The organism is Anabaena sp. TISTR 8404, from assembly GCF_056847745.1.
On record NZ_CP180578.1, the window covers coordinates 6,940,441 to 6,960,452 of the forward strand.

The 20,012-nt window shown below is 39.6% G+C and carries 14 protein-coding genes and 4 pseudogenes; 10 read left to right on the forward strand and 8 right to left on the reverse strand.

The genetic code is table 11. The annotated features are described in order from the left end of the window. Position 1 precedes the first annotated feature (1 nt). The 4 genes and pseudogenes from ACMX3D_RS29840 to ACMX3D_RS29855 form a co-directional block, all read right to left on the reverse strand. Entirely contained in the window at positions 2–1,420 is a 1,419-nt protein-coding gene (locus ACMX3D_RS29840) for a cytochrome ubiquinol oxidase subunit I (RefSeq protein ID WP_482752457.1), read from the reverse strand. A 147-nt stretch (positions 1,421–1,567) separates the two neighbouring features. Then, positions 1,568–1,928 (reverse strand): annotated as a pseudogene (locus ACMX3D_RS29845) (cytochrome c oxidase subunit II transmembrane domain-containing protein); the annotation flags it as partial. Between the two features lie 111 nt (positions 1,929–2,039). Then, positions 2,040–4,073 (reverse strand): nitrogenase vanadium-iron protein, alpha chain, encoded by a 2,034-nt coding sequence (gene vnfD, locus ACMX3D_RS29850; protein WP_482749370.1) that lies wholly within the window; start codon positions 4,071–4,073, stop codon positions 2,040–2,042. Positions 4,074–4,676: 603 nt separating this feature from the next. After that, a pseudogene (locus ACMX3D_RS29855) lies at positions 4,677–5,143 on the reverse strand (TOBE domain-containing protein). 1,075 nt (positions 5,144–6,218) lie between these two features. On the opposite strand from ACMX3D_RS29855, the gene nifE reads away from it, so the two are divergent. Continuing rightward, complete coding sequence (nifE, locus tag ACMX3D_RS29860; protein WP_482749371.1) at positions 6,219–7,586, forward strand: nitrogenase iron-molybdenum cofactor biosynthesis protein NifE; 1,368 nt, start codon at positions 6,219–6,221, stop codon at positions 7,584–7,586. Between the two features lie 73 nt (positions 7,587–7,659). Next, positions 7,660–8,061, forward strand: coding sequence for a nitrogen fixation protein NifX (gene nifX, locus ACMX3D_RS29865; protein ID WP_482749372.1), 402 nt, complete (start codon positions 7,660–7,662; stop codon positions 8,059–8,061). 136 nt (positions 8,062–8,197) lie between these two features. On the opposite strand, the gene ACMX3D_RS29870 is transcribed toward nifX, so the two are convergent. Continuing rightward, the gene (locus ACMX3D_RS29870; protein ID WP_482749373.1) at positions 8,198–8,347 is read right to left on the reverse strand and encodes a hypothetical protein; all 150 of its coding nucleotides are present in this window, start codon (positions 8,345–8,347) and stop codon (positions 8,198–8,200) included. Continuing rightward, a complete protein-coding gene (locus ACMX3D_RS29875; protein WP_482749374.1) occupies positions 8,316–8,801 on the reverse strand; it encodes a molybdenum cofactor biosynthesis protein MoaE in 486 nt (161 codons plus the stop codon). Before ACMX3D_RS29875 ends, ACMX3D_RS29870 begins: the two co-directional genes overlap by 32 nt. A 627-nt stretch (positions 8,802–9,428) precedes the next feature. Between ACMX3D_RS29875 and ACMX3D_RS29880 the strand changes: the two genes are divergently transcribed. The 8 genes and pseudogenes from ACMX3D_RS29880 to ACMX3D_RS29915 all read left to right on the forward strand — a co-directional run. Next, positions 9,429–9,632 carry a hypothetical protein gene (locus ACMX3D_RS29880; protein ID WP_482749375.1) on the forward strand — a complete coding sequence of 68 codons (204 nt, stop codon included), beginning with the start codon at positions 9,429–9,431 and terminating at the stop codon, positions 9,630–9,632. 10 nt (positions 9,633–9,642) lie between these two features. Then, positions 9,643–12,060: a hybrid sensor histidine kinase/response regulator gene (locus ACMX3D_RS29885; protein WP_482749376.1), complete on the forward strand. Its 2,418-nt coding sequence runs from the start codon at positions 9,643–9,645 to the stop codon at positions 12,058–12,060. 65 nt (positions 12,061–12,125) lie between these two features. Then, on the forward strand, positions 12,126–14,579 hold the full coding sequence (locus tag ACMX3D_RS29890) for a PAS domain-containing protein (protein ID WP_482749377.1): 2,454 nt from the start codon (positions 12,126–12,128) through the stop codon (positions 14,577–14,579). A gap of 321 nt (positions 14,580–14,900) precedes the next feature. Continuing rightward, positions 14,901–15,398, forward strand: a complete 498-nt coding sequence (locus tag ACMX3D_RS29895) for a response regulator (protein WP_482749378.1) — start codon at positions 14,901–14,903, stop codon at positions 15,396–15,398. Continuing rightward, positions 15,364–16,932 (forward strand): annotated as a pseudogene (locus tag ACMX3D_RS29900) (hybrid sensor histidine kinase/response regulator); the annotation flags it as partial. The gene ACMX3D_RS29895 and the pseudogene ACMX3D_RS29900, both read left to right, overlap by 35 nt. Before the next feature lie 55 nt (positions 16,933–16,987). Further along, positions 16,988–17,380, forward strand: coding sequence for a helix-turn-helix domain-containing protein (locus tag ACMX3D_RS29905; protein WP_482747409.1), 393 nt, complete (start codon positions 16,988–16,990; stop codon positions 17,378–17,380). Continuing rightward, complete coding sequence (locus ACMX3D_RS29910) at positions 17,338–17,934, forward strand: transposase (RefSeq protein WP_482747408.1); 597 nt, start codon at positions 17,338–17,340, stop codon at positions 17,932–17,934. The genes ACMX3D_RS29905 and ACMX3D_RS29910 overlap by 43 nt, the downstream gene beginning before the upstream one ends. Positions 17,935–17,941: 7 nt before the next feature. Beyond that, positions 17,942–18,274 (forward strand): annotated as a pseudogene (locus ACMX3D_RS29915) (response regulator); the annotation flags it as partial. 32 nt (positions 18,275–18,306) lie between these two features. Here the strand turns inward: ACMX3D_RS29915 and pyrR are convergent. Both pyrR and cbiB read right to left on the reverse strand, forming a co-directional pair. After that, the gene (gene pyrR, locus ACMX3D_RS29920; RefSeq protein ID WP_482749379.1) at positions 18,307–18,843 is read right to left on the reverse strand and encodes a bifunctional pyr operon transcriptional regulator/uracil phosphoribosyltransferase PyrR; all 537 of its coding nucleotides are present in this window, start codon (positions 18,841–18,843) and stop codon (positions 18,307–18,309) included. A gap of 77 nt (positions 18,844–18,920) precedes the next feature. Beyond that, on the reverse strand, positions 18,921–19,889 hold the full coding sequence (gene cbiB, locus ACMX3D_RS29925) for an adenosylcobinamide-phosphate synthase CbiB (protein ID WP_482749380.1): 969 nt from the start codon (positions 19,887–19,889) through the stop codon (positions 18,921–18,923). Positions 19,890–20,012 lie beyond the last annotated feature (123 nt).

Sequence of the window (20,012 nt, forward strand, 5' to 3'; positions counted from 1 at the left end):
ATTAATTGTGTACGGTTTCGCTGATTTGTATGGTGTTGCTGTGTTGTAAACTTTGATGTGGTAAAGGAACACCTAAGTTTGGCCCTTGAAGAACTATCCGACGACCAAAGTATAAGGCGCAACCCAACAATAATAGATAGATACTGGTGTAACCCAGGAGTGAAATTAAGACGTTGCTGGCTGGGACATTAGAAACAGCATCGGCTGTGCGAATTTGTCCATACACAATCCAAGGTTGTCTACCAACTTCTCGTACCATCCAACCAGATTCGACGGCGACATAACCCAAGGGTGCAGCTAATATCCACGCCCGCATTAACCAAGTTTGGGTAGTGATATTTTCCACACTCAGCTTACCGCGCAACCATTGGACGACGCTGACACCCATCAAGCCCAAGAAAAAGAAGGCAATACCTACCATGATGCGGAAGGTATAGAATATCAGGGAAACTGCATGGGGTCGGTCTTCTGGTTTCCACTCATTTAAACCCAGTACAGGTTCAGAAAGTTTGGGTTTCATTTCCAATACCATACTTAAACCATTTGGGACACTGAGTGACCAATTGTTCTTGTTTTCTTTGTCGTTAGGTGCAACTAACACATTCCAAGGTGCTGATTCACCTGCGGGTACAGTGTCCCATAAAGCCTCGATCGCAGCTAATTTACTGGGTTGGTTGTGGTATACTTCCTCACCACTGAAGTGACCAACGACAATTTGTAGGGGTGTGACAAGAATAGCAAGTGCGATCGCAATCTTGAAAGACTTACTAAAAAACTCTTGATAATGCTTGTTGAGAATGTACCAAGCACTAATCCCACCAATCACAAACAAAGCGGTTTCTAGAATCGCCAAGATCATGTGAAACCAGCTATTCAAAGCTGCGGGGTTAAAAATGGCTTCTAGATAACTGTGAACCAGAAATTTACCATCCACCATTTCCCCACCGGCTGGTGTTTGCATCCAAGAGTTAGCAACAATAATCCAGAAAGATGAGAGACTAGCACCAACCGCTACACATAACGTTGCGAAGAGGTGCATCAGTGGTGGTATTTTATTCCAGCCATAAATCATAATCCCCAAAAAAGCAGCTTCTAGCATAAAGGCCATCGTACCTTCAAAGCCTAAAATACTGCCTAAAAAATCACCCACAGCTAAAGAAAATGGAGCCCAGTTTGCACCAAATTCAAATTCAATCGCCACACCAGAAGCCACACCTAAGCCAAAATTGAGAATGTAGAGTTTTGACCAAAAACGTGCATGGTGATAAAAAGTAGGATTTTTGGTTTTTAGCCATAAAATCTCGACAACAAATAAATACCAAGACATCCCAATGGTAAGGATAGGCCAAAACATGTGAAAGATGCTGGTGACGGCAAATTGAAGACGCGATAGCATCACCGTATCTGAGAGAAAATTCATCATGTATTCTCCAATTTTTAGTTCTGATTTATTTAATTAAGTCCACTGTTCACACATTATGCTTATCTGTTGCTACATCTTGATTTTGGGGAGTATTTTCTGTTGCTTGTTCATCCGTGAGGATATGGGATTGTGTAAAAGTTTCTTTTCTTTGAATACCCATACCCTCATAGATTTGATAGCTATAACCTGCAATCCAAAACACTAAGAAGATAGGAATTGCTGTCCAGATAATTTCGAGGGTGATATTTCCCTCAATAGGAGAACCATCAGTAATATCAGAGTTATCGGCTCGATGCAAAACTAACGAATAAATCAGGACTCCGATAACTCCGAGAAAGATAAATGAGCCGATGGTGATTAAGAAACTAATTACATCATCAATGAGGCGTGATTCTGCTGTGGCTTGAGTAGGTAGCCAATAATATGCTATTCGTCCTAGTCCCAGACTACCAACAGTTGATGTCAGTGCGATCGCACTCAGACTCAAGATATTTCTGATGTTCATAGCAGCGTCTTGTTGCAAGCTACACAGATAAATTTGTACTGCAAATATTACATCCCTTCCCAACAAGGGAAGGGGTTAGAGGTAAGACATTAAGTCTCTTAATTTCACACTTCAGACTTCTAAATCTTTTCCATAAACAACTTCTTGCTGCACCTGTTGAATTTTTGTTGCTAATTCTCGGCGGGAATTAGCTTTCAGCAGATATCGCAAAACAAACCAGACAACATAAACAATTCCCACAAACTCGAAAGCTAGATTGATAAAAGGAATGTCATTGATTGTATACAGTAAAACCAAAAGTAACTTGACTGTAAACAATAGCCCAATAGTTAAAGCAATACCAGCAACTATTCGTTTAACTTCCTGATAAAACTTACCAAATAACTGAGGAATTTTTCGGAAAAATCCCCAATATTCTCGGAGAATTTGTAACCATTCTGGTGATTGTTTTTGATTACTTGGTAATGACTGAGACTCAACTGGTAAAATTTTCGCTTCTGTGATGACTTCACTAGAGGTAATATCAACAGATTTCAATTGTTCTAGATTGCTTTCCATAACTTTCCCATTTTTGTGAGTGAAATTTAAATTCAAGTATTCGGTATTAGACAAGTTTGTGACACCATAACTTGGTTCACTAGATATTTCCATGATTGTTACTTCTTTAATTAAGATTTCGTCGGTTGTTTGGATGTCCGCAGTGATGTGATTTTGCTGCTCAAATACACGGGGTAAATTTAATTCTGCGTCTTGTATTTGCTCATCACGAACATCAAAAGCAGCAAGCTGCATCAAAGGAGAATAAATGGCATTGTACAAATCCCTGGCCATATTCACAGCACCCTCAAAGCCCATGTATGGCCCATTGTGATAACCGTGACCATTGACATAAGGCAAGTGCAACTTCTTAACTAACGCACCCACCCGTGGCCCAGTCAACACCACATCAGGACGAATCATCTCCAGAACTTCAAAGAACTCCAATTCATTACCATCATCAATATAGATTGTGCCTTCTTGACCTCTGGCAATCACCTTCTCAAAGTCTTCTTGGTGTCCGAACTTGGAGGACATGGATACTACTTGCATTCCTAAGTCATCTTCTAGAGCCTTTGTCCAGTGCCATAGTCTGGGGCCACCTGTCCAAATACAGACTTTTTTGCCTGTGAGTCGTTCCTTGTACCAATTCATTTTGTCTTGGTATTTGGCGACTTCTTCTGCAATTACAGCTTCGGCTCTGTCTTCAATCCCGAAGAATGCACCGATTTTCCGTAATGCTTCTTGGCAATAGTCAAAACCCCAGGTGTCTACGTCTAGACGCGGAATACCATATCTCTTTTTGAGTTCGTTGGCGATATAACCAGCCGAACGCGCACAGTTGGTAACGTTGAGTTGCGCTCTGTGCATCCCCCGCAAGGAGTCATAAGTACCATTTCCGGTGAAGTGGGCGATGATTTGAATGCCCATTTTTTCCATGTACTTCTCTAGGACGAAGGTGTCACCTTGGATGTTGTAGTCACCGATGACGTTGATGGTGTAGGGTGAGGTGATTTCTGGCTCTAGTGTGCCGACTTTTTCGTTAATCCAGGCGATGTTGAGGACGTGGTGTCCTTTGGATTGGCTCACACCTGCAAATCCAGGACATTCGACGCAGAAGATGTCTACGTCACCGAGTTCTTGCTGGGCGCTTTTGACGACGGCTTTGATGTCATCACCAATTAAGGCGGTGGCGCAGGTGGTGTAGACGATCATCCGTTTGATGTCGGGGAATTCCGCAAAGGCTTCGATGATGGATTTGCGGAGTTGTTTTTCGCCACCGAAGACGATGTGGGATTCTTTCATGTCTGATGACCAGACATATTTGAGTTGAAAGTTACCGTTGTCGCTGGGGTAGCGTTTGGTGTGCCAGGTGTCGTAGGCGCAACCGATGGGGCCGTGTATCATTTGGATGGTGTCTTTGAGTACGCCACCGATGACGAGTTTGGCGCCGCAGTAGCTACATCCACGTTCTGAGAGTGAGCCGGGGATGGTTTCGATGTTGGATAGGGGGAGAAATTGGGTGGTGTCTTCGCCTTTTTCTTTGATGTATACGTGTTTTTCTCTTTCGGGAATTGATTCGTCGCACTTTAATAGTTTTAGTGGCATTCCTTTATTCTCCTTTGCTGATTTGCAAATTGGTAAAACAGGTGCGATCGCACCAAATCTGATAACAAAATTGCTGTTCTACACTGACTTGTATCAGTGCATGATGTAAGTAACTAAAATTCAAAATGGAGATAAACTTCGACCAGCAATCAACAAAAGATGAGCAAGATTGCCTGAATCATGGCTAAATTTTTAGCCACATTACAACAAAACGAATTAAAAACTAGATATTTAATGTTAATTGCGGAATGCTACTAAATAAAAATATTTAGATTCTTGCAATCCTTAGTATTGATATTCAAAATGATTAGGATGGAGAAAATTAACAAAACAATTCTTTATGCTTCAACTAATTAAATATTAGTATTTCTGAATCCGAGCAATAGTAACTAGAGTAACAGTTGACAAAAATAAATATATAAATATTTTTTTCTTGGTCAACACACAAATTTTCCCATGTTTTCACTAAAGTAACATGAGAAATAACATGATTGATAAGTTTCTAAATATTCATCCAAATGCACACAAAATCTAGATAGATGTTTATCGATTAATTATTTGTGGCTTGCTTTTTCCTAATTCTGTGGCTTGTTTACTGTTTTTTCAAACAAGCATTGTAGGCACTTCCAATTTACCTCCATTGATGGATTCTGTTTTAACAATGACAATATTATTAGAGTTAATCACTGCATAAGCTTCTATTCCTTCATCTAAACCTAATTCATCTGCGGGCGCATTAGTGATGACTGATATTAACTGTAATGTATTAGATATTTTTAAATCACTTCAGTATTTAAATCTGTACGAAGTACTTGCGTAATCACTCCTTTAATGATGTTACGAGAACTGACTTCAATATCTTTGACCAAGGTGTTCCGAGTATATTTATTTGGTTGCTTTCTAATTGATTTTGATTGCTTTAAGTGTGGAGAATAATTATTGAGACCTCTAACTAATTCCCGCAAGATTTCCGTTTTGGTACGTTGAGATTTTCTACATAATTCTTCTAAAAGTTCTCGTTCTTCCTGCGAAGCTTGAAATGTGATCCAACCTTGGTCTTTTCTTGGCATATATTGTTTCGGAGGGTTTTTTGATTTTGAATAGTGATTAAAACTATAGGAATACGGTTTGATTCCTGAATCTAGTTGTGTACGCAGGGAGTAGGGAATGGGGAGTAGGGAGTAGGAAAGAAGCCTGATCTGGGTGTACTGATTTTTTTCAGAAATCAAATATGAGTCCTATAAGAAAAAATAAATTAACCGCAGATAAATTTGTACATCAGCCGACTAGAAAATACTACATAACACTCAACTAACATCATGAATGACTTCGTAATTTTAGAACTTACGCAGTGATACCAAAAATCAAGGTGTTGTAGGAGAGCAAAAATCCTGACACCTCTAAACCTTTAAACGCGGTCTCAACATACAATTTTTGCGAGTAAGTCCTGATAGGATAGGAAACTCGCATTTTAGAAATGAGTATTTGCGATCGCAGCATATTTATTTAGCAATTATTTTAGCATAATGTTAATTTAACTTGCCAAAACAAGGATTTTGGTAGGCATTTTTACAAAATCTCCGATTTTTTGCAGAAAAATCCCAATAGCAAGTAAATTAGCAAAATGTATGCTATGCTTGCATTAAAGGATAAAAACAGCAACAAGTCTTTCTTCAGAACTACAAGACTTAGCTATTTTTCTTAGAGGTGCTATTGAGTTAGTTCTCGCAGTCTTAGTAAACTTCTTACCTCATTCGTGCTGCAATCAAGAAGTTACAAGGCTGTTTTAGATGGTGAGTTTATTTGTTCTGTGCTGTATTAAACCCAAATAAATTTACTCAACATCAAAGTAATTACAACTAGGTCAAAGTAAATTAGCCTGTAATAGTGTTTTGCTGATAGGGGATATGAAGTAAACCATCCGACTCCTTTCTTTTTGTAGAGTTATTGTGCTTGCTCTTTTTACTCTCTATTCCCCTATCTTTCCTCTTCTAAACCAGCAGACTCCAGCACTATAAAAGTTTGTGAATAAGCAGACTGTAATATATCTTTTTATTGTGAGTCTGCTGTTTATAAATTAAATTTTTCTTGTTGTACTTCCGCATTACTACCTCTTCACCCATATCATCTGACAAGAAAAAAGCAATGAAACAGACACAAGAACAAATCAATCAATTACTCAACGAAATAGCCTGCGAATATAACGTCAAAAAATTGCAGAGCAAGAAAATTAAACCTTGTAAAAAACCACCCAAACCAGGCGTAGCCCAAGGTAATTGTCCTTTTGAAGGGGCGATGGTTGCGCTTGGCCCAATTACTGATGTGGCTCATTTAGTACACGGGCCTGTTAGTTGTACCCGCAACCCTTGGGGTAGTCGTGGTAGTTTATCTTCTAATTCTCAACTATATCAAATGGGCTTTTCTACTGATTTAGGTGAGAATAATATTATTTTTGGTGGTGAAAAAAAACTTGATAAGGCAATTCAGGAAATTGCTCAACGCTACAATCCTGCTGCTATTTTTGTCTATGCTACTTGTGTTACTGCTTTGATTGGTGATGATATAGAAACTATTTGTAAGCACGCGGCACATCAAGTTGGTATTCCAGTTATTTATATAGATGCACCTGGATTTCTTGGAAGTAAGAATTTAGGAAATCGCATTGGTGGCGAAGCTTTATTAGAATATGTAGTAGGAACGGCGGAGCCAGAATTCACTACACCATTCGATATTAATATTATTGGAGACTACAATGTTGCTGGTGAAATTTGGAATATTTTACCACTTCTCAAGAAATTAGGTATTCGGGTTCTGAGCAAAATTACGGGTGATGCTCATTATCAAGAAATTTGCTATGCTCATCGTGCCAAATTAAATGTAGTAATTTGCTCAAATGTATCACTACAAATGGCACAGAAAATGCAGGAGCGTTATGGAATTCCTTACATTGAAGAATCTTTTTATGGTGTAGAAAATATTAATCGTTGCTTGCGAAATATTGCCGCAGCATTAGGTGATAAATACCTACAAGAACGAACTGAATGGTTAATCGCTGAGGAAACAGAAGCGTTAAATATTGCCTTAACTTTTTATCGTTCTCAACTACAGGGTAAGCGCATTGTTCTTTATAGTGGTGGCGTAAAGAGTTGGTCAATTATCTTAGCAGCAAAAAACTTGGGGATGGAAGTTGTTGCTACTAGTGATAGAAAGAATACACAAGATGAAAAAGCCAAAATTAAGCAATTACTTGGTCAAAATGGCATGGTTTTAGCCAAGGGTAGCCCCAAGGCTTTACTACAAGTAATAGACGATACAAAAGCCGATATTTTAGTTGCTGGAGCCAGTAATCAATATACAGCACTGAAAGCAAAGATTCCTTTTTTAGATGTTAACCATGAACGCCATCACGCCTATGCTGGTTATGCAGGAATGCTAACAATGGCACAAGAATTTTATGAAGCTTTGTATAGTCCTGTGTGGGAGCAAATTAGACAGCCTGATCCTTGGGATTAGCAAACAGTGGAGGGTGGGGGTATGAAAGTTGATGAACTTACAAACAACAATTAATTTTTGACGGAGCAAATCAATGAAAGTAGCTTTTACTACTAGCGATGGTACTCACATTAACACTCATTTTGGTGTTGCGAAAGAAATTGATGTCTATGAAGTAACAAAAGATGGATTTGAATTTGTTGAAACTTTAGTTTTTGAAGGTGACTTAGAAGAAGCTGCCCATGAAGATAAGATTACACCCAAAATGGAAGCAATTATTGACTGTAAAATTCTGTATGTTAAGGCTATTGGTAAGCCAGCAGGCAATAAGTTAATTAAGCAGGGTATAACTATTGTCAGAGCGCAAGAATATGATACAGTTCCCGATATTTTGCATATGTTAGTCAAAAGCCTGAATGGTGATGCGCCACCTCTGTTGCGTAAAGCTTTACTACAAGAAAACCATGAATTGGCATATTCTTGTAATAAAGAGTAGTTCAATTTATTCTTGACATTCTCTCCTGCTACACTGTATGGTTAGCAGGAGATTCTAAAGATAAGGCTTTGGGTTTTATCTTCTTCCAACTCGACTTATTTTAATAGAATTGTCCCGCTCAAATAGAGTTAAAATTTTATCTGTTACTTTTAGCAGCTAACTCCTGAAGACGAGCTATTTGCTGAGCTAATGCTGCCGAATTTTCTGCCTGTTCTCTAGACGAAACATGGGCATAGGCAACCACTTCGGGAATTTTAGCAATTTTGTCCTGACTGTTCGCAAGCACCAATACTTACCCAAGTGCTAGAACCATTTTGCCAGTGTTCTTTTTTCCAAATTGGCGCGTTATGTTTGAGGGTATCAATAGCATAGCGACACGCTTCAAAAGCTTCACTCCGATGGGGACAGCCAACTGCAACTAAAACGCTGATTTCTCCAACTTGTAACCGTCCAATGCGATGATGAATCACGACTCGATTGACATCAGGCCAAAACGAGCGGATATCAGCAGCAATTTGACAAAACACCCGCATTGCCATTGGTTCGTAAGCTTGATATTCTAAAGCCACGACAGCTTGACCATCAGTATTATTGCGTACCATTCCACTCATCACCACCACAGCACCGTTAGCCGGATCATCAGCCTTGGCGTAGATTTCCTCCAGGGATAATGGGGCAAAGGTAATAGCAAAACTATCTTCGATTCTTGGCTGAACTGGCGCAGTAAATGTATTGGTCATAACAAATTTGATAAATAATAATTTGTATAAGTCAAGACTGATGCAGCGAGACAGAAAGATCCGCTGTTGAGACAGGTGTACGGTGTAATACCGTTTCATTTTAAGTGTGATACAAATAGGCCGCATGGGAGCAGGGGGCAGGGGGAAAGAGTCAACAACCAATGAATTTGTATCAGGATTTGCGTGAAATGGTGTAAGTCAGCAAAACCCTGACAACGCCAGTCACGCGACTGTCGCGCTTGTTACGGATGCTGGCTCCCTAATCTCAACAATTAACTTTTGTGTATCAGTCCTATAAGTCAGCATAGCCACTATTAAGTATATTGCGCTGAGGCAAAATGCTTTGTCTCCTTTGTATTAGTAAATTTTGGGACAAAAGAGTGTGGTAGCTCTTGATCAAGACAGACTCGGAATACTGACTGAAATTTCAGAAATTTGGGGTAAATTTACTTCAAATCGAACTTGTTTTGTCATCCCTCTTAAGGAATATTACTATAATTAAAATGATAAAATCTGCTGAGTATTTTATTTAGTTCCGCTGATTGGTCTGCTTGGGCTAGAGTGCGTTCACTACCAAATTTATTCAGTAGTAACTTTTTATTTGGGTTACCAAATAAGCTTAAGTTAGTGAACATAGCAGCTAAAACCAAACTTATGGCCAACAACACTTTAGTATCAGCACTTTTACAATTTTTCTTTGGGATTCATATCTGGCATCAAGGTCATGATGACAATTTGTTGAGCTTGTTGATAATGATGCCAGAGATTAAATTAGGACTTTCAAGAACTCAAATCAATGATAGAGCAAGCAGTAATTCAATAAATATTTAGGAAAAATGTAATGAAAACTTTAGTGTGTCAACATGAAGTAGCAAGGCTAGAGGCTTTACAGCAGTATCAAATTCTGGATACTGCACCAGAACAAGCATTTGATGATCTGGTATCTTTAGCGGCACAGATTTGTGACACACCTATAGCCTTAATTAATTTTATTGATGCTGACCGTCAATGGTTCAAAGCTAAAGTAGGGTTAGATGTTCAGCAAATGCCTGTGGATATTGGCTTTTGTCGCTTTTGTATTGAGCAAAAAGCTACTTTGTTGATTCCTGACACTATGTTAGATGCACAGTTTGCCACAGAAGTAGTCGTCACATCAGAGCCTTATGTCAGATTTTATGCTGGTGTGCCTTTATTTGCGCCCGGAGGAGAAGCGATTGGTACTTTGTGTGTAGTAGACACAATACCACGCCAAATGAGCATAAAACAGCTAGAATCACTGCAAGCTATTAGTCGCTTGGTAGTCAAACAATTAGAAATCCGGCGGAATTTGGCGGAAATATTCGATATCAAAACAGAATATGAGCAAGCACAAGTAGCACTGCACGAAAGTAAATCTACCCTTCACAGTTTCTTCAATAGTGCGCCGATGATGATGGGCATTGTGGAATTAGTCGAAAATGATATTTTGCATATTTCTGATAACCAGAGTGCGGCGGAGTTTTTTGGACTTACCCCAAAAGCAATGCAAAATTGCTGTGAACAGAAACTCGGTATCGCACATTCTTATTTACAGCAGTGGCGACATTACTTTTACCAAGCAGAAAAAACCCAATTACCTGTGAAGTTTGAAGATGTGTATGATACTCCTCAAGGTAGAAAATACTTGTCAGCAACCATCTCGGTAATTGCCGGGAGTTCATCTGGGCGATCGCAGTTTGCCTATATAGTAGAAGATATTTCCCCTCAGAAACAAACAGAACAACAACTGCGCGAACAAGCAGCATTAATAGATGTAGCTACAGACGCAATTATTTTACGAGATTTATCAGATAAAATTTTACTTTGGAATCAAAGCGCTGCTCATCTTTACGGTTGGACAACGGAAGAAGCACTTGGGCAAAATGCCAATCAACTATTAAATTATTCTTCTTTGCCGCAATACTTGGAAATTCGCAATACAGTTTTAGAACATGGTTGTTGGCAAGGAGAATTGCATAAAACAAACCGTTCTGGCAAAAAAGTGATTGTTGAAAGTCGCTGGGCATTGGTACGCGATGAACACAATCAAGCAAAATCTATTTTAGTTGTAGACACTGATATTACCCAGCGCAAACAACTAGAAAAGCAATTTTTACGCAACCAACGGATGGAAAGTATTGGCACTCTTGCCAGTGGCATTGCTCACGATTTAAATAATGTTTTATCGCCAATTTTAATGGCTGTACAGTTATTGAAAAATCCAGTGCCAGGGCAAAATCATCATCAGATATTATCTATTGTCGAAACTAATGTCAAACGTGGTGCTAATTTAGTTAAACAAGTACTTTCGTTTGTGCGGGGAACTGAAGGCGATCGCACCATAATTCAAGTTAAGCACCTGATTCGGGATATTCAGCAAATTATTCAACAAACTTTTCCCAAATCGATTGAAGTTATTGCAGAAATTCAGCCAGATTTAGCGCCAGTTTGCGGGGATAGCACCCAATTACATCAAGTGTTGATTAATTTATGTGTTAATGCCCGTGATGCTATGCCCACAGGCGGGACTTTGAGCATATTAGCCGAAAATATCTTGATTGATGAAGATTATATCCAAATACATCTGGATGCTCAAATTGGTGCATATATTGTCTTAACAGTTAGTGATACTGGCATTGGTATTAATAGTGCTTTATTAGATAGAATATTTGAACCATTTTTTACCACAAAAGAATTTGGTAAAGGTACAGGGCTAGGTTTATCAACAGTCATGGGCATTATTAAAGGACATGGTGGTTTTATTACCGTGTCCAGTTATATCGGCAAAGGCACAACATTTAAAGTTTACTTACCAGCAGTGAATACAGATGTCACTGAGACAGGGGTAGATGTAGAAATACCCAAAGGTCAAGGACAATGGATTTTGATTGTTGATGACGAGACAGCAATTCGGGAAATTACTGCATCCTCTCTAGAAAATTATAATTACCAAACAATTTGTGCGAGTGATGGTATGGAAGCGATCGCAATTTATATCCAGCATCAAAATAAAATTAGTGCCGTAATTATCGATATGATGATGCCCAATATGGATGGAGCCACCACCATTCGGAAATTACAAAATATGAACTCTCAAATCCCCATCATTGCTGTCAGTGGACTAGCTACTAGTGAGCAAGTACCTACTAATGCAGAATCTCCGCAAATTGCCTTTTTACCCAAACCCTACACAACGCCAGAATTACTGCAAATTCTGCATAAAATTCTGCATCAAGCCTGATAAATGAATAAACTCACAGTAGGGCAAGCAAGGAGCAAAAATTCATGCCTCATTCCTAATCACCCATGACTAATCAAGATTCTGCTCTGATTCTGATTGTCGATGATGACGATATCACACGCATTCAACTGCGTGAACTGATGGAATATGCCGGATATCAAGTGGTAGAAGCCAGTAATGGTTGTGAAGCGATTACTGCCTACACTTGTTTACAACCAGATCTGGTGCTACTAGATGCCATTATGCCAGTCATGGATGGATTTACCTGCTGCGCTCAATTGCAAACACTTCCTCATATTCAAGACACACCAGTCTTAATGATTACCGCTGCTTACGAGCCAGCAGCAGTAGAACGAGCCTTTGCTGTGGGTGCGATCGACTATATTACTAAACCAATTCAATGGGTAGTACTATCGCACAGAATCCGTCATCTGTTGGCAGCATCTCGCGCCATCAAGCAATTACGGCAGCAAACCGAACAGGCGCAACTACGGGAAACTCAAATTAATATTGCCCTAGAAGCCGCTCGTATGGGTACTTGGGACTGGGATATTACCAACAATACATTTACTTGGTCAGACAACAAGGAAGCATTGTTTGGCTTGGAAAAAGGTACTTTTGATGGTAGGTATGAAACTTTTTTAAACTACGTTCATCCCCAAGACCGCGATTTTGTCCATAACTCAGTTATGCAAGCTGTTCAAACAGAAGCCGAGTACGATCTGGAATTTCGCATTGTACTGCCGGATGGTAGCATTCGCTGGATGGCCAGCAAAGGAGTAGTATTGCGGAATGCATCTGGGCAACCTGTGCGGATGCCTGGCATAGTTATAGATATTACTAAGCGTAAACAAGCAGAAGCCGAACTACGGCAAAGCGAAGAGCGTTTTCAAATAGTTACCCGTGCAACTAATGATGTGATCTGGGATTGGGATTTGCTAACCAATCAAGTTTGGTGGAATCAAGCTGTAAAAACACTGTTTGGTTATCCATTGGCAGAATTGAATGCTGATCTATCTTGGTGGTATGAACGCATACATCCAGACGATAAACAAAGAATTGATACTGATATGTGGGCTGCTATTGAAAGTGGTCAACAATTCTGGTCGAATGAATACCGCTTTCGTCGCCATGATAATTCCTATGCTTACCTTTTGGATCGAGCTTATGTTGTCCATGACCAGACAGGTAAACCAATCAGGATGATTGGCGCAATGATGGACATCACAGAACGCAAGCGGGTACAGGCGCAATTGCAATGGCAAAGCTTGCGATCGCAATTATTTGCTGATATCACCTTAAAAATTCGTCAGTCTTTACAAATTGACGAAATTTTACAAACCAGTGTGACGGAAGTACAAAAATTACTTCATGCAGACCGAGTGTTGATTTTGCGACTGCGGTCAAATGGCACAGCCATTACCCTGAAGGAAGCTGTGGTTCCCGGTTTACCAGTGGCTTTGGGACTAGAAATTCAAGAACCAGCTTTTGGCGAGCTTTGTCTTTTGAAATACCATCAAGGAGCAGTTAGTGCTATTAGTAACGTAGACCAAGAGCAAGCCAAAATTCTTTCGCCTCACCTTCAACTACTGCGACAATTTGCTGTCCAAGCTAACCTTTCTGTACCAATTTTTCGGCAAAATCAAATCTGGGGCTTACTAGTAGCCCATCAGTGCGCCCATCCCCGCCAATGGAATCACTGGGAAATTGAACTGTTGCAACAACTAGCAGATCAAATCGGCATTGCTTTAGCCCAAAGCCAAATTTTAGAAACCGAAACTCGTCAACGTCAAGAACTCAGCCGTTCTAACGAAGAACTGCAACAATTTGCCTTCATCGCCTCCCACGATTTACAAGAACCACTACGGAAAATTAAAACCTTTAGCGAACGCCTCATGAGTACCTGTGGCGACTCTTTACCCGCACCGGCAAATGATTATCTAGAGCGAATGCAGAATGCCGTTTTGCGAATGCAGACATTAATCGAAGGTTTGTTAACACTTTCACGGGTGACAACTAGAGCGCAACCTTCCATATCAGTGAATTTAACTCAAATTACCCAAGAGGTATTGTCGGATTTAGAAGTGTTAATACAGCAAACAGGCGCAACCATAGAGATTGGAGATTTACCCACTATTAACGCCGATCCGCTACAAATGCGCCAATTAATGCAAAATCTGATTGGTAATGCTTTGAAATTTCACCGTCCACAAGTGCCACCTATAGTCAAAATCTATAGTCAACATTTAAACAATCAATCAAATCAATTAGTTGTTGGTTTGGAGTTTTGCCAAATTATTGTCGAAGATAATGGTATTGGATTTGAACAGAAATATAGCGATCGCATCTTTCAAATTTTTCAAAGGTTACATGGTCGCCGAGAATACGAAGGTACAGGTATTGGCCTAACTATCTGCCGCAAAATTGCCGAACGCCATTTTGGCAGAATTACTGCTCAAAGTAACCCAGGCCAAGGCACGAAATTTATTGTCACTTTGCCAATTAATTCTCCTACATAATTTTTCTTTCTGGAGAGGGATTACTAAAACTCCCAAAAATAAGCTTTATTAAACAAATATATCCTTGAATCAGGAGAAATTCAGCGAAAAAGTTACATAATTCCTAACTTGAAACCCAAAAACTAGAATGAATGCGGTAGGCTAAAGAATAAATACCAGGAGGCAAATATCTGCTTTAAACCAGAACTTTAGCAGTTTATGATCAAATGATGGTGGAAATTTTGACCTGATATTCCAAACTGAATTCAGAATTGATAATATGAAAATTTTTTCAAGCTTTAATTCATACTAATAACTATATCTATCAGGAGAAATTACACAGTGAAGGGTCGGCAAGCAACCGTGACCATCTTAATGGCTGATGATGATGAAGATGACAGTTTGTTAATCCGTGAGGCAATAACAGTCAGTCAATTGCCAATCGATTTACATACAGTGAGTAATGGTGAAGAATTGATGGATTATCTTTATCGGCGTGGTCAATACGCAAATAGCAACCTTGCTCCACGTCCTGGGTTGATTTTACTAGATTTGAATATGCCCAAAAAAGACGGATTGGAGGTACTCAAAGAAATTAAAACTGACCCCGAACTACGACCAATTCCTGTTATTGTCCTGACAACCTCAAAGGCAGAAGAAAATATTTATCACACTTACAGTTTGGGTGCTAATTCTTACATAGTCAAACCTATGACATTTTCTGCCTTAGTGGAACTCATGAAAACGTTAGGGAAATACTGGTTTGAAATTGTGGAATTACCACTAGCAGTAGCCGGAGGAAGAAATGAACAAAAACCCAATCAGAGTTCTGCTAATTGACGATGACGAAGATGATTATATTTTGACTCGTGATTGGTTCGGTGAATTTCAAGTAGCTGGCTGCGAGTTGTCATGGGTAGATAATTATGCAGATGCAAAAAATGCGATCGCCCAAAATCAACATGATATCTATCTAGTAGATTATCGTTTAGGCATCCACAACGGACTAGAACTTTTACGCGAAGCAGTGGCTAACGGCTGTTCTGCACCGATAATTTTGCTCACAGGTCAAGGTGATAGAGAAATTGACATCGAAGCAATGAAAGCCGGCGCAGCCGATTATTTAGAAAAAAGTCAGTTAACAGCACCTTTATTAGAGCGTTCCATTCGTTACGCCATCGAACGCAAACAAACAGAACAAAAAATCCGCGAACAAGCCGCATTACTTGATGTCGCCACCGATGCAATTTTTGTGCGTGATTTAGATGACAAAATTTTATTTTGGAACAAAGCTGCTGAAACTTTATACGGCTGGTCAAAAGACGAAGTAATTGGTAAAAAAACCCAAGAACTGTGGCAAGAAAAAAACTTGTCTCGCCTGCAAGAAGCGTTACGGTTATTAATGAAAAATGGCTCCTGGCAAGGAGAATTACACCAAACCACAACAACCAACAAAAAAATTATTGTCGAAAGCCGTTGGACACTCGTGCGAGATTTTGCACACCAACCGCAAGCAATTTTAGTAGTAAATACTGATATTACCCAAAAACAACAACTAGAAGCGCAATTTCTGCGGGCGCAAAGATTAGAAAGTATTGGCACATTAGCCAGTGGTATCGCTCACGACCTGAATAATGTCTTAGCACCAATTTTGATGACCGCCCAACTTTTAGAAGCACAGTTACAAGATGAGCGTTCTCGCAGACTACTACCAATATTAACGACCAATGCCAAACGTGGGGCGCACTTGGTCAAGCAAGTATTATCTTTTACGCGGGGTATTGAGGGAGAACGTACCCTGTTGCAATTCAAGCATTTAATCAACGAAATTCAGCATATTGTTAAAGAAACCTTTCCTAAAACTATAGAAATTACTACTCGACTACCACAAAACTTATGGGTAATCTCTGGTGATGCTACCCAACTACACCAAGTACTGATGAATTTGTGCGTTAATGCTCGTGATGCCATGCTCAATGGCGGTATGTTGAAAATTACCGCCGAAAATCTCTTAATTGATGAAAACTATGCCAAGATGCATATTGACGCTAAAGTTGGCCCTTATGTTGTAATTTCTGTCATTGATACAGGTATTGGAATTTCAGCAGAAATATTAGACCGCATCTTCGAGCCATTTTTTACTACTAAAGAACTTGGTAAAGGTACTGGACTGGGACTTTCGACCGTACTCGGAATTGTTAAAAACCACGGTGGTTTTATCAATGTCTACAGTGAAGAAGGAAAAGGTAGTCAATTTAAAGTATATTTACCAGCACAGCAAATCACAGAAACTTCAGAAGAAGTAGAACCAGTATTTCCTCGCGGTAACGGTGAACTAATTTTAATTGTTGATGATGAAGCTGCGATTCGAGATACAGCACTTTCGAGGTAAATGAGGTACACATAGTATTGGTGCATCAAGACTTAAAATGAAAGCATACTCAATCGATTTACGAGAAAAAATAGTAAATACTTACGAAAAGGGTGGTACTTCAATAAGAAAGGTTGCTGTGCAATTTGGTGTAGCAAAAAGCTATGTGCAAAAGCTAATCCAACTTCATAGAGTGCAAGGACATCTAGAACCCAAAAAGCAAGGTGGAGCCATGAAGGGTAGGCTAGATGATTTCGCGAGCGAATTAGCCGAAATGGTTCAAATTTACCCAGATGCAACTTTATTGGAATATTGCGAATATTTTGGAGAAAAATACAACGTTTGGGTGTGTGCAAGTGTGATGTGTTGTGCATTACAAAAACAAAAATTAACTCGAAAAAAAAGACTTTGCGTAGCAGCCAAGGAAAAACAGAAAGAGTCCAAAAACTGAGAATAGAGTATTGGGAGAAAGTAAAGCAAGTAGACCCAGAAAACCTTGTATTTATAGATGAAATGGGTGTTTTACTTGGCTTAACTAGGACTCATCAAAGAAGCGAGCGCGGCACTAGAGCGTATAATTTTAAACCATATTACCGGGGAGCAAAAATAAGTGTAATCGGAGGAATTAGCTTAAAGAAAGTTTTAGCGGTGATGACTTTAAACGGCTCAATGGATGGAGATGCATATAAAGTTTTTGTAGAACATTTTTTACTTCCGCAATTATGGGTTGGTGCAGTCGTTGTAATGGATAATCTACCTGCTCATAAAGTCGAAGAGATTCAGCTTTTGATTGAAGGAGTGGGAGCAAGTGTTCTTTATCTATCTCCTTATTCTCCTGAATTCAATCCAATTGAACATTGGTGGTCACAATTAAAAGCTTTTCTGAAACAATTTTCTCCCAAGAGTGCATCTGTCGTTGATGGTTTAATTAAAATTGCGCTGAAACTAGTTGATCCAAAGCATCTAAAAAATTGGTTTACTAATTGCTGCTACTGTACCTCATGAACCTCAAATCTGCTGTATTACCAAAACATCTCTAGAAAGTTATAACTACAAAGCCATCACAGCCAGCGACGGTATTGAGGCCATAGCCTTATATGCTGAACATCGAGACGAAATCTCTCTAGTATTGACAGATATGGTAATGCCGTCTATGGATGGTCTCACCACTATCCGCACACTGCAAAAAATTAACCCTGATGTCAAGATTATTGCCATCAGTGGCCTGGCTTCTAGCGATAAGGTGGATGCCGCTTATGGTATCGGGATTAAAGCTTTTTTATCTAAACCTTACACAGCTAATCAGTTATTAGAAGCTATTAGTGTGATTAAAAGTGATAATTAAAAGTCAATAGTCAATGGTCATTTGTTCGTTGATTAATCTCCAATTAACTCTACTGCATCTCGTCCGTCTAAATCTTGTAAGTAAACTTTGACTACTTCTTCTTTGGCTGTGGGTAATTGTTTCCCAACAAAATCGGCTTGAATTGGGAGTTCTCGATGACCCCGGTCTACTAAAACAGCTAAACGAATGATTTCTGGTCTACCATACTCAGTGACAGCGTTCAAAGCAGCACGAATTGTTCTACCTTTGAAAATCACATCATCGACAAGGACAACAGTTTTTCCAGTCAAGTCAAAAGGAATGTTGGTTTTGGCAGGAGTCCGCAACCCAATTTTGTCAAGGTCATCTCGATAAAAAGTGATATCCAAGGCTCCCACAGGTACGGTTACACCTTCAAGTGCCTCAATTTGCCTTGCCAATGATTCTGCTAAGGGTACTCCTCTGGTATAAATACCCATAAGTACCAGTTGGGATAAATCACGCGTCCGTTCGACAATTTGGGAAGCTAGGCGGTTTAAGGTACGCCGTAGGTCTTCTGATGAGAGAATTTCAACTACTTTTGCACACATAGGATAAGGTCAATACTCAACAGTCAAAGGTCAATTCTAACTATGGACTATTGACCATTGACTTATTACTTATATCATCACCTGTTTGGGAGCAAGAATAGTATAGCGATCGCTATTCCTAACCACAATAAAAAACAGTAGCGAGTTAATTGCAACGCCTGATGAATACTAGTCGGCGTAATCGGGTAAATAGCATCTCCTAACAAAGGTTTTTCCTTGGCTACGCCCCGATACCAATTTGTCCCTCCCATCTGCACACCTAAAATCGCCGCATAAGCACATTCACTCCAACCAGAGTTGGGACTGGGGTCTAAAATGGCATCTCTGCGACAAATGCGCCAAACCAGCAATGGTTTACCTGACAATAATGCCAAGGTCATCACTGTTAACCGACAAGGTAACCAAGTTAAATAATCTTCTAACCTGGCACTAAACCAGCCTAAATAAGTGTAAGGTGCTTCCTTATAACCCACCATTGAATCGAGGGTACTGCTGGCTTTATATGCCAAAGCCAAAGGCACTGCACCCAAATTTGGTACACAAGCACCAACAATGGCATAAAAAAGTGGAGCCATAACTCCATCGGTAGCATTTTCGGTGACGGTTTCTAAAACAGCACGCAAAATTTCTGCTTCTGACAAATTTTGGGTATCTCGACCAACATAATTACTTAAAGCCTGACGCGCCGCTGATAAATTTCCCGCTATTAAAGGTTGTAAAACATCAGTTGCAGCGTTTCGTAAACTTTTCAATGCAAAACAACTGGCAAGGATAATACTTTCTATGACTATTGCTAATAGTGGATGTAAGTATCTGGCAAGTTGAATTATTAACCAACCTATGCAGCCACTACCAATGATTAAAATCATTCCCAGAAAAATTCCGGCAATTCTTTGTGTTATGGAATTTTGACATATATGTAACGCCAATTTCGTGAAACGAGAAATTACCCATCCCATCATTTGTACTGGATGAGGCCAACCCCAAGGATCACCTATTAAGAAATCTAAAATTGCAGCTACGGTGAGAACTATGATGGATGTCATTTGTCAAGAGTCAATGGTCAAGAGTCAATGGTCAAGAGTTATAGCCATTACTCCTTTCTCACTATAAAATCATTTGTTTGCTTTATTTTTGTTATGGGCGGTAGCGTGTGGCAAGCTGCTTGC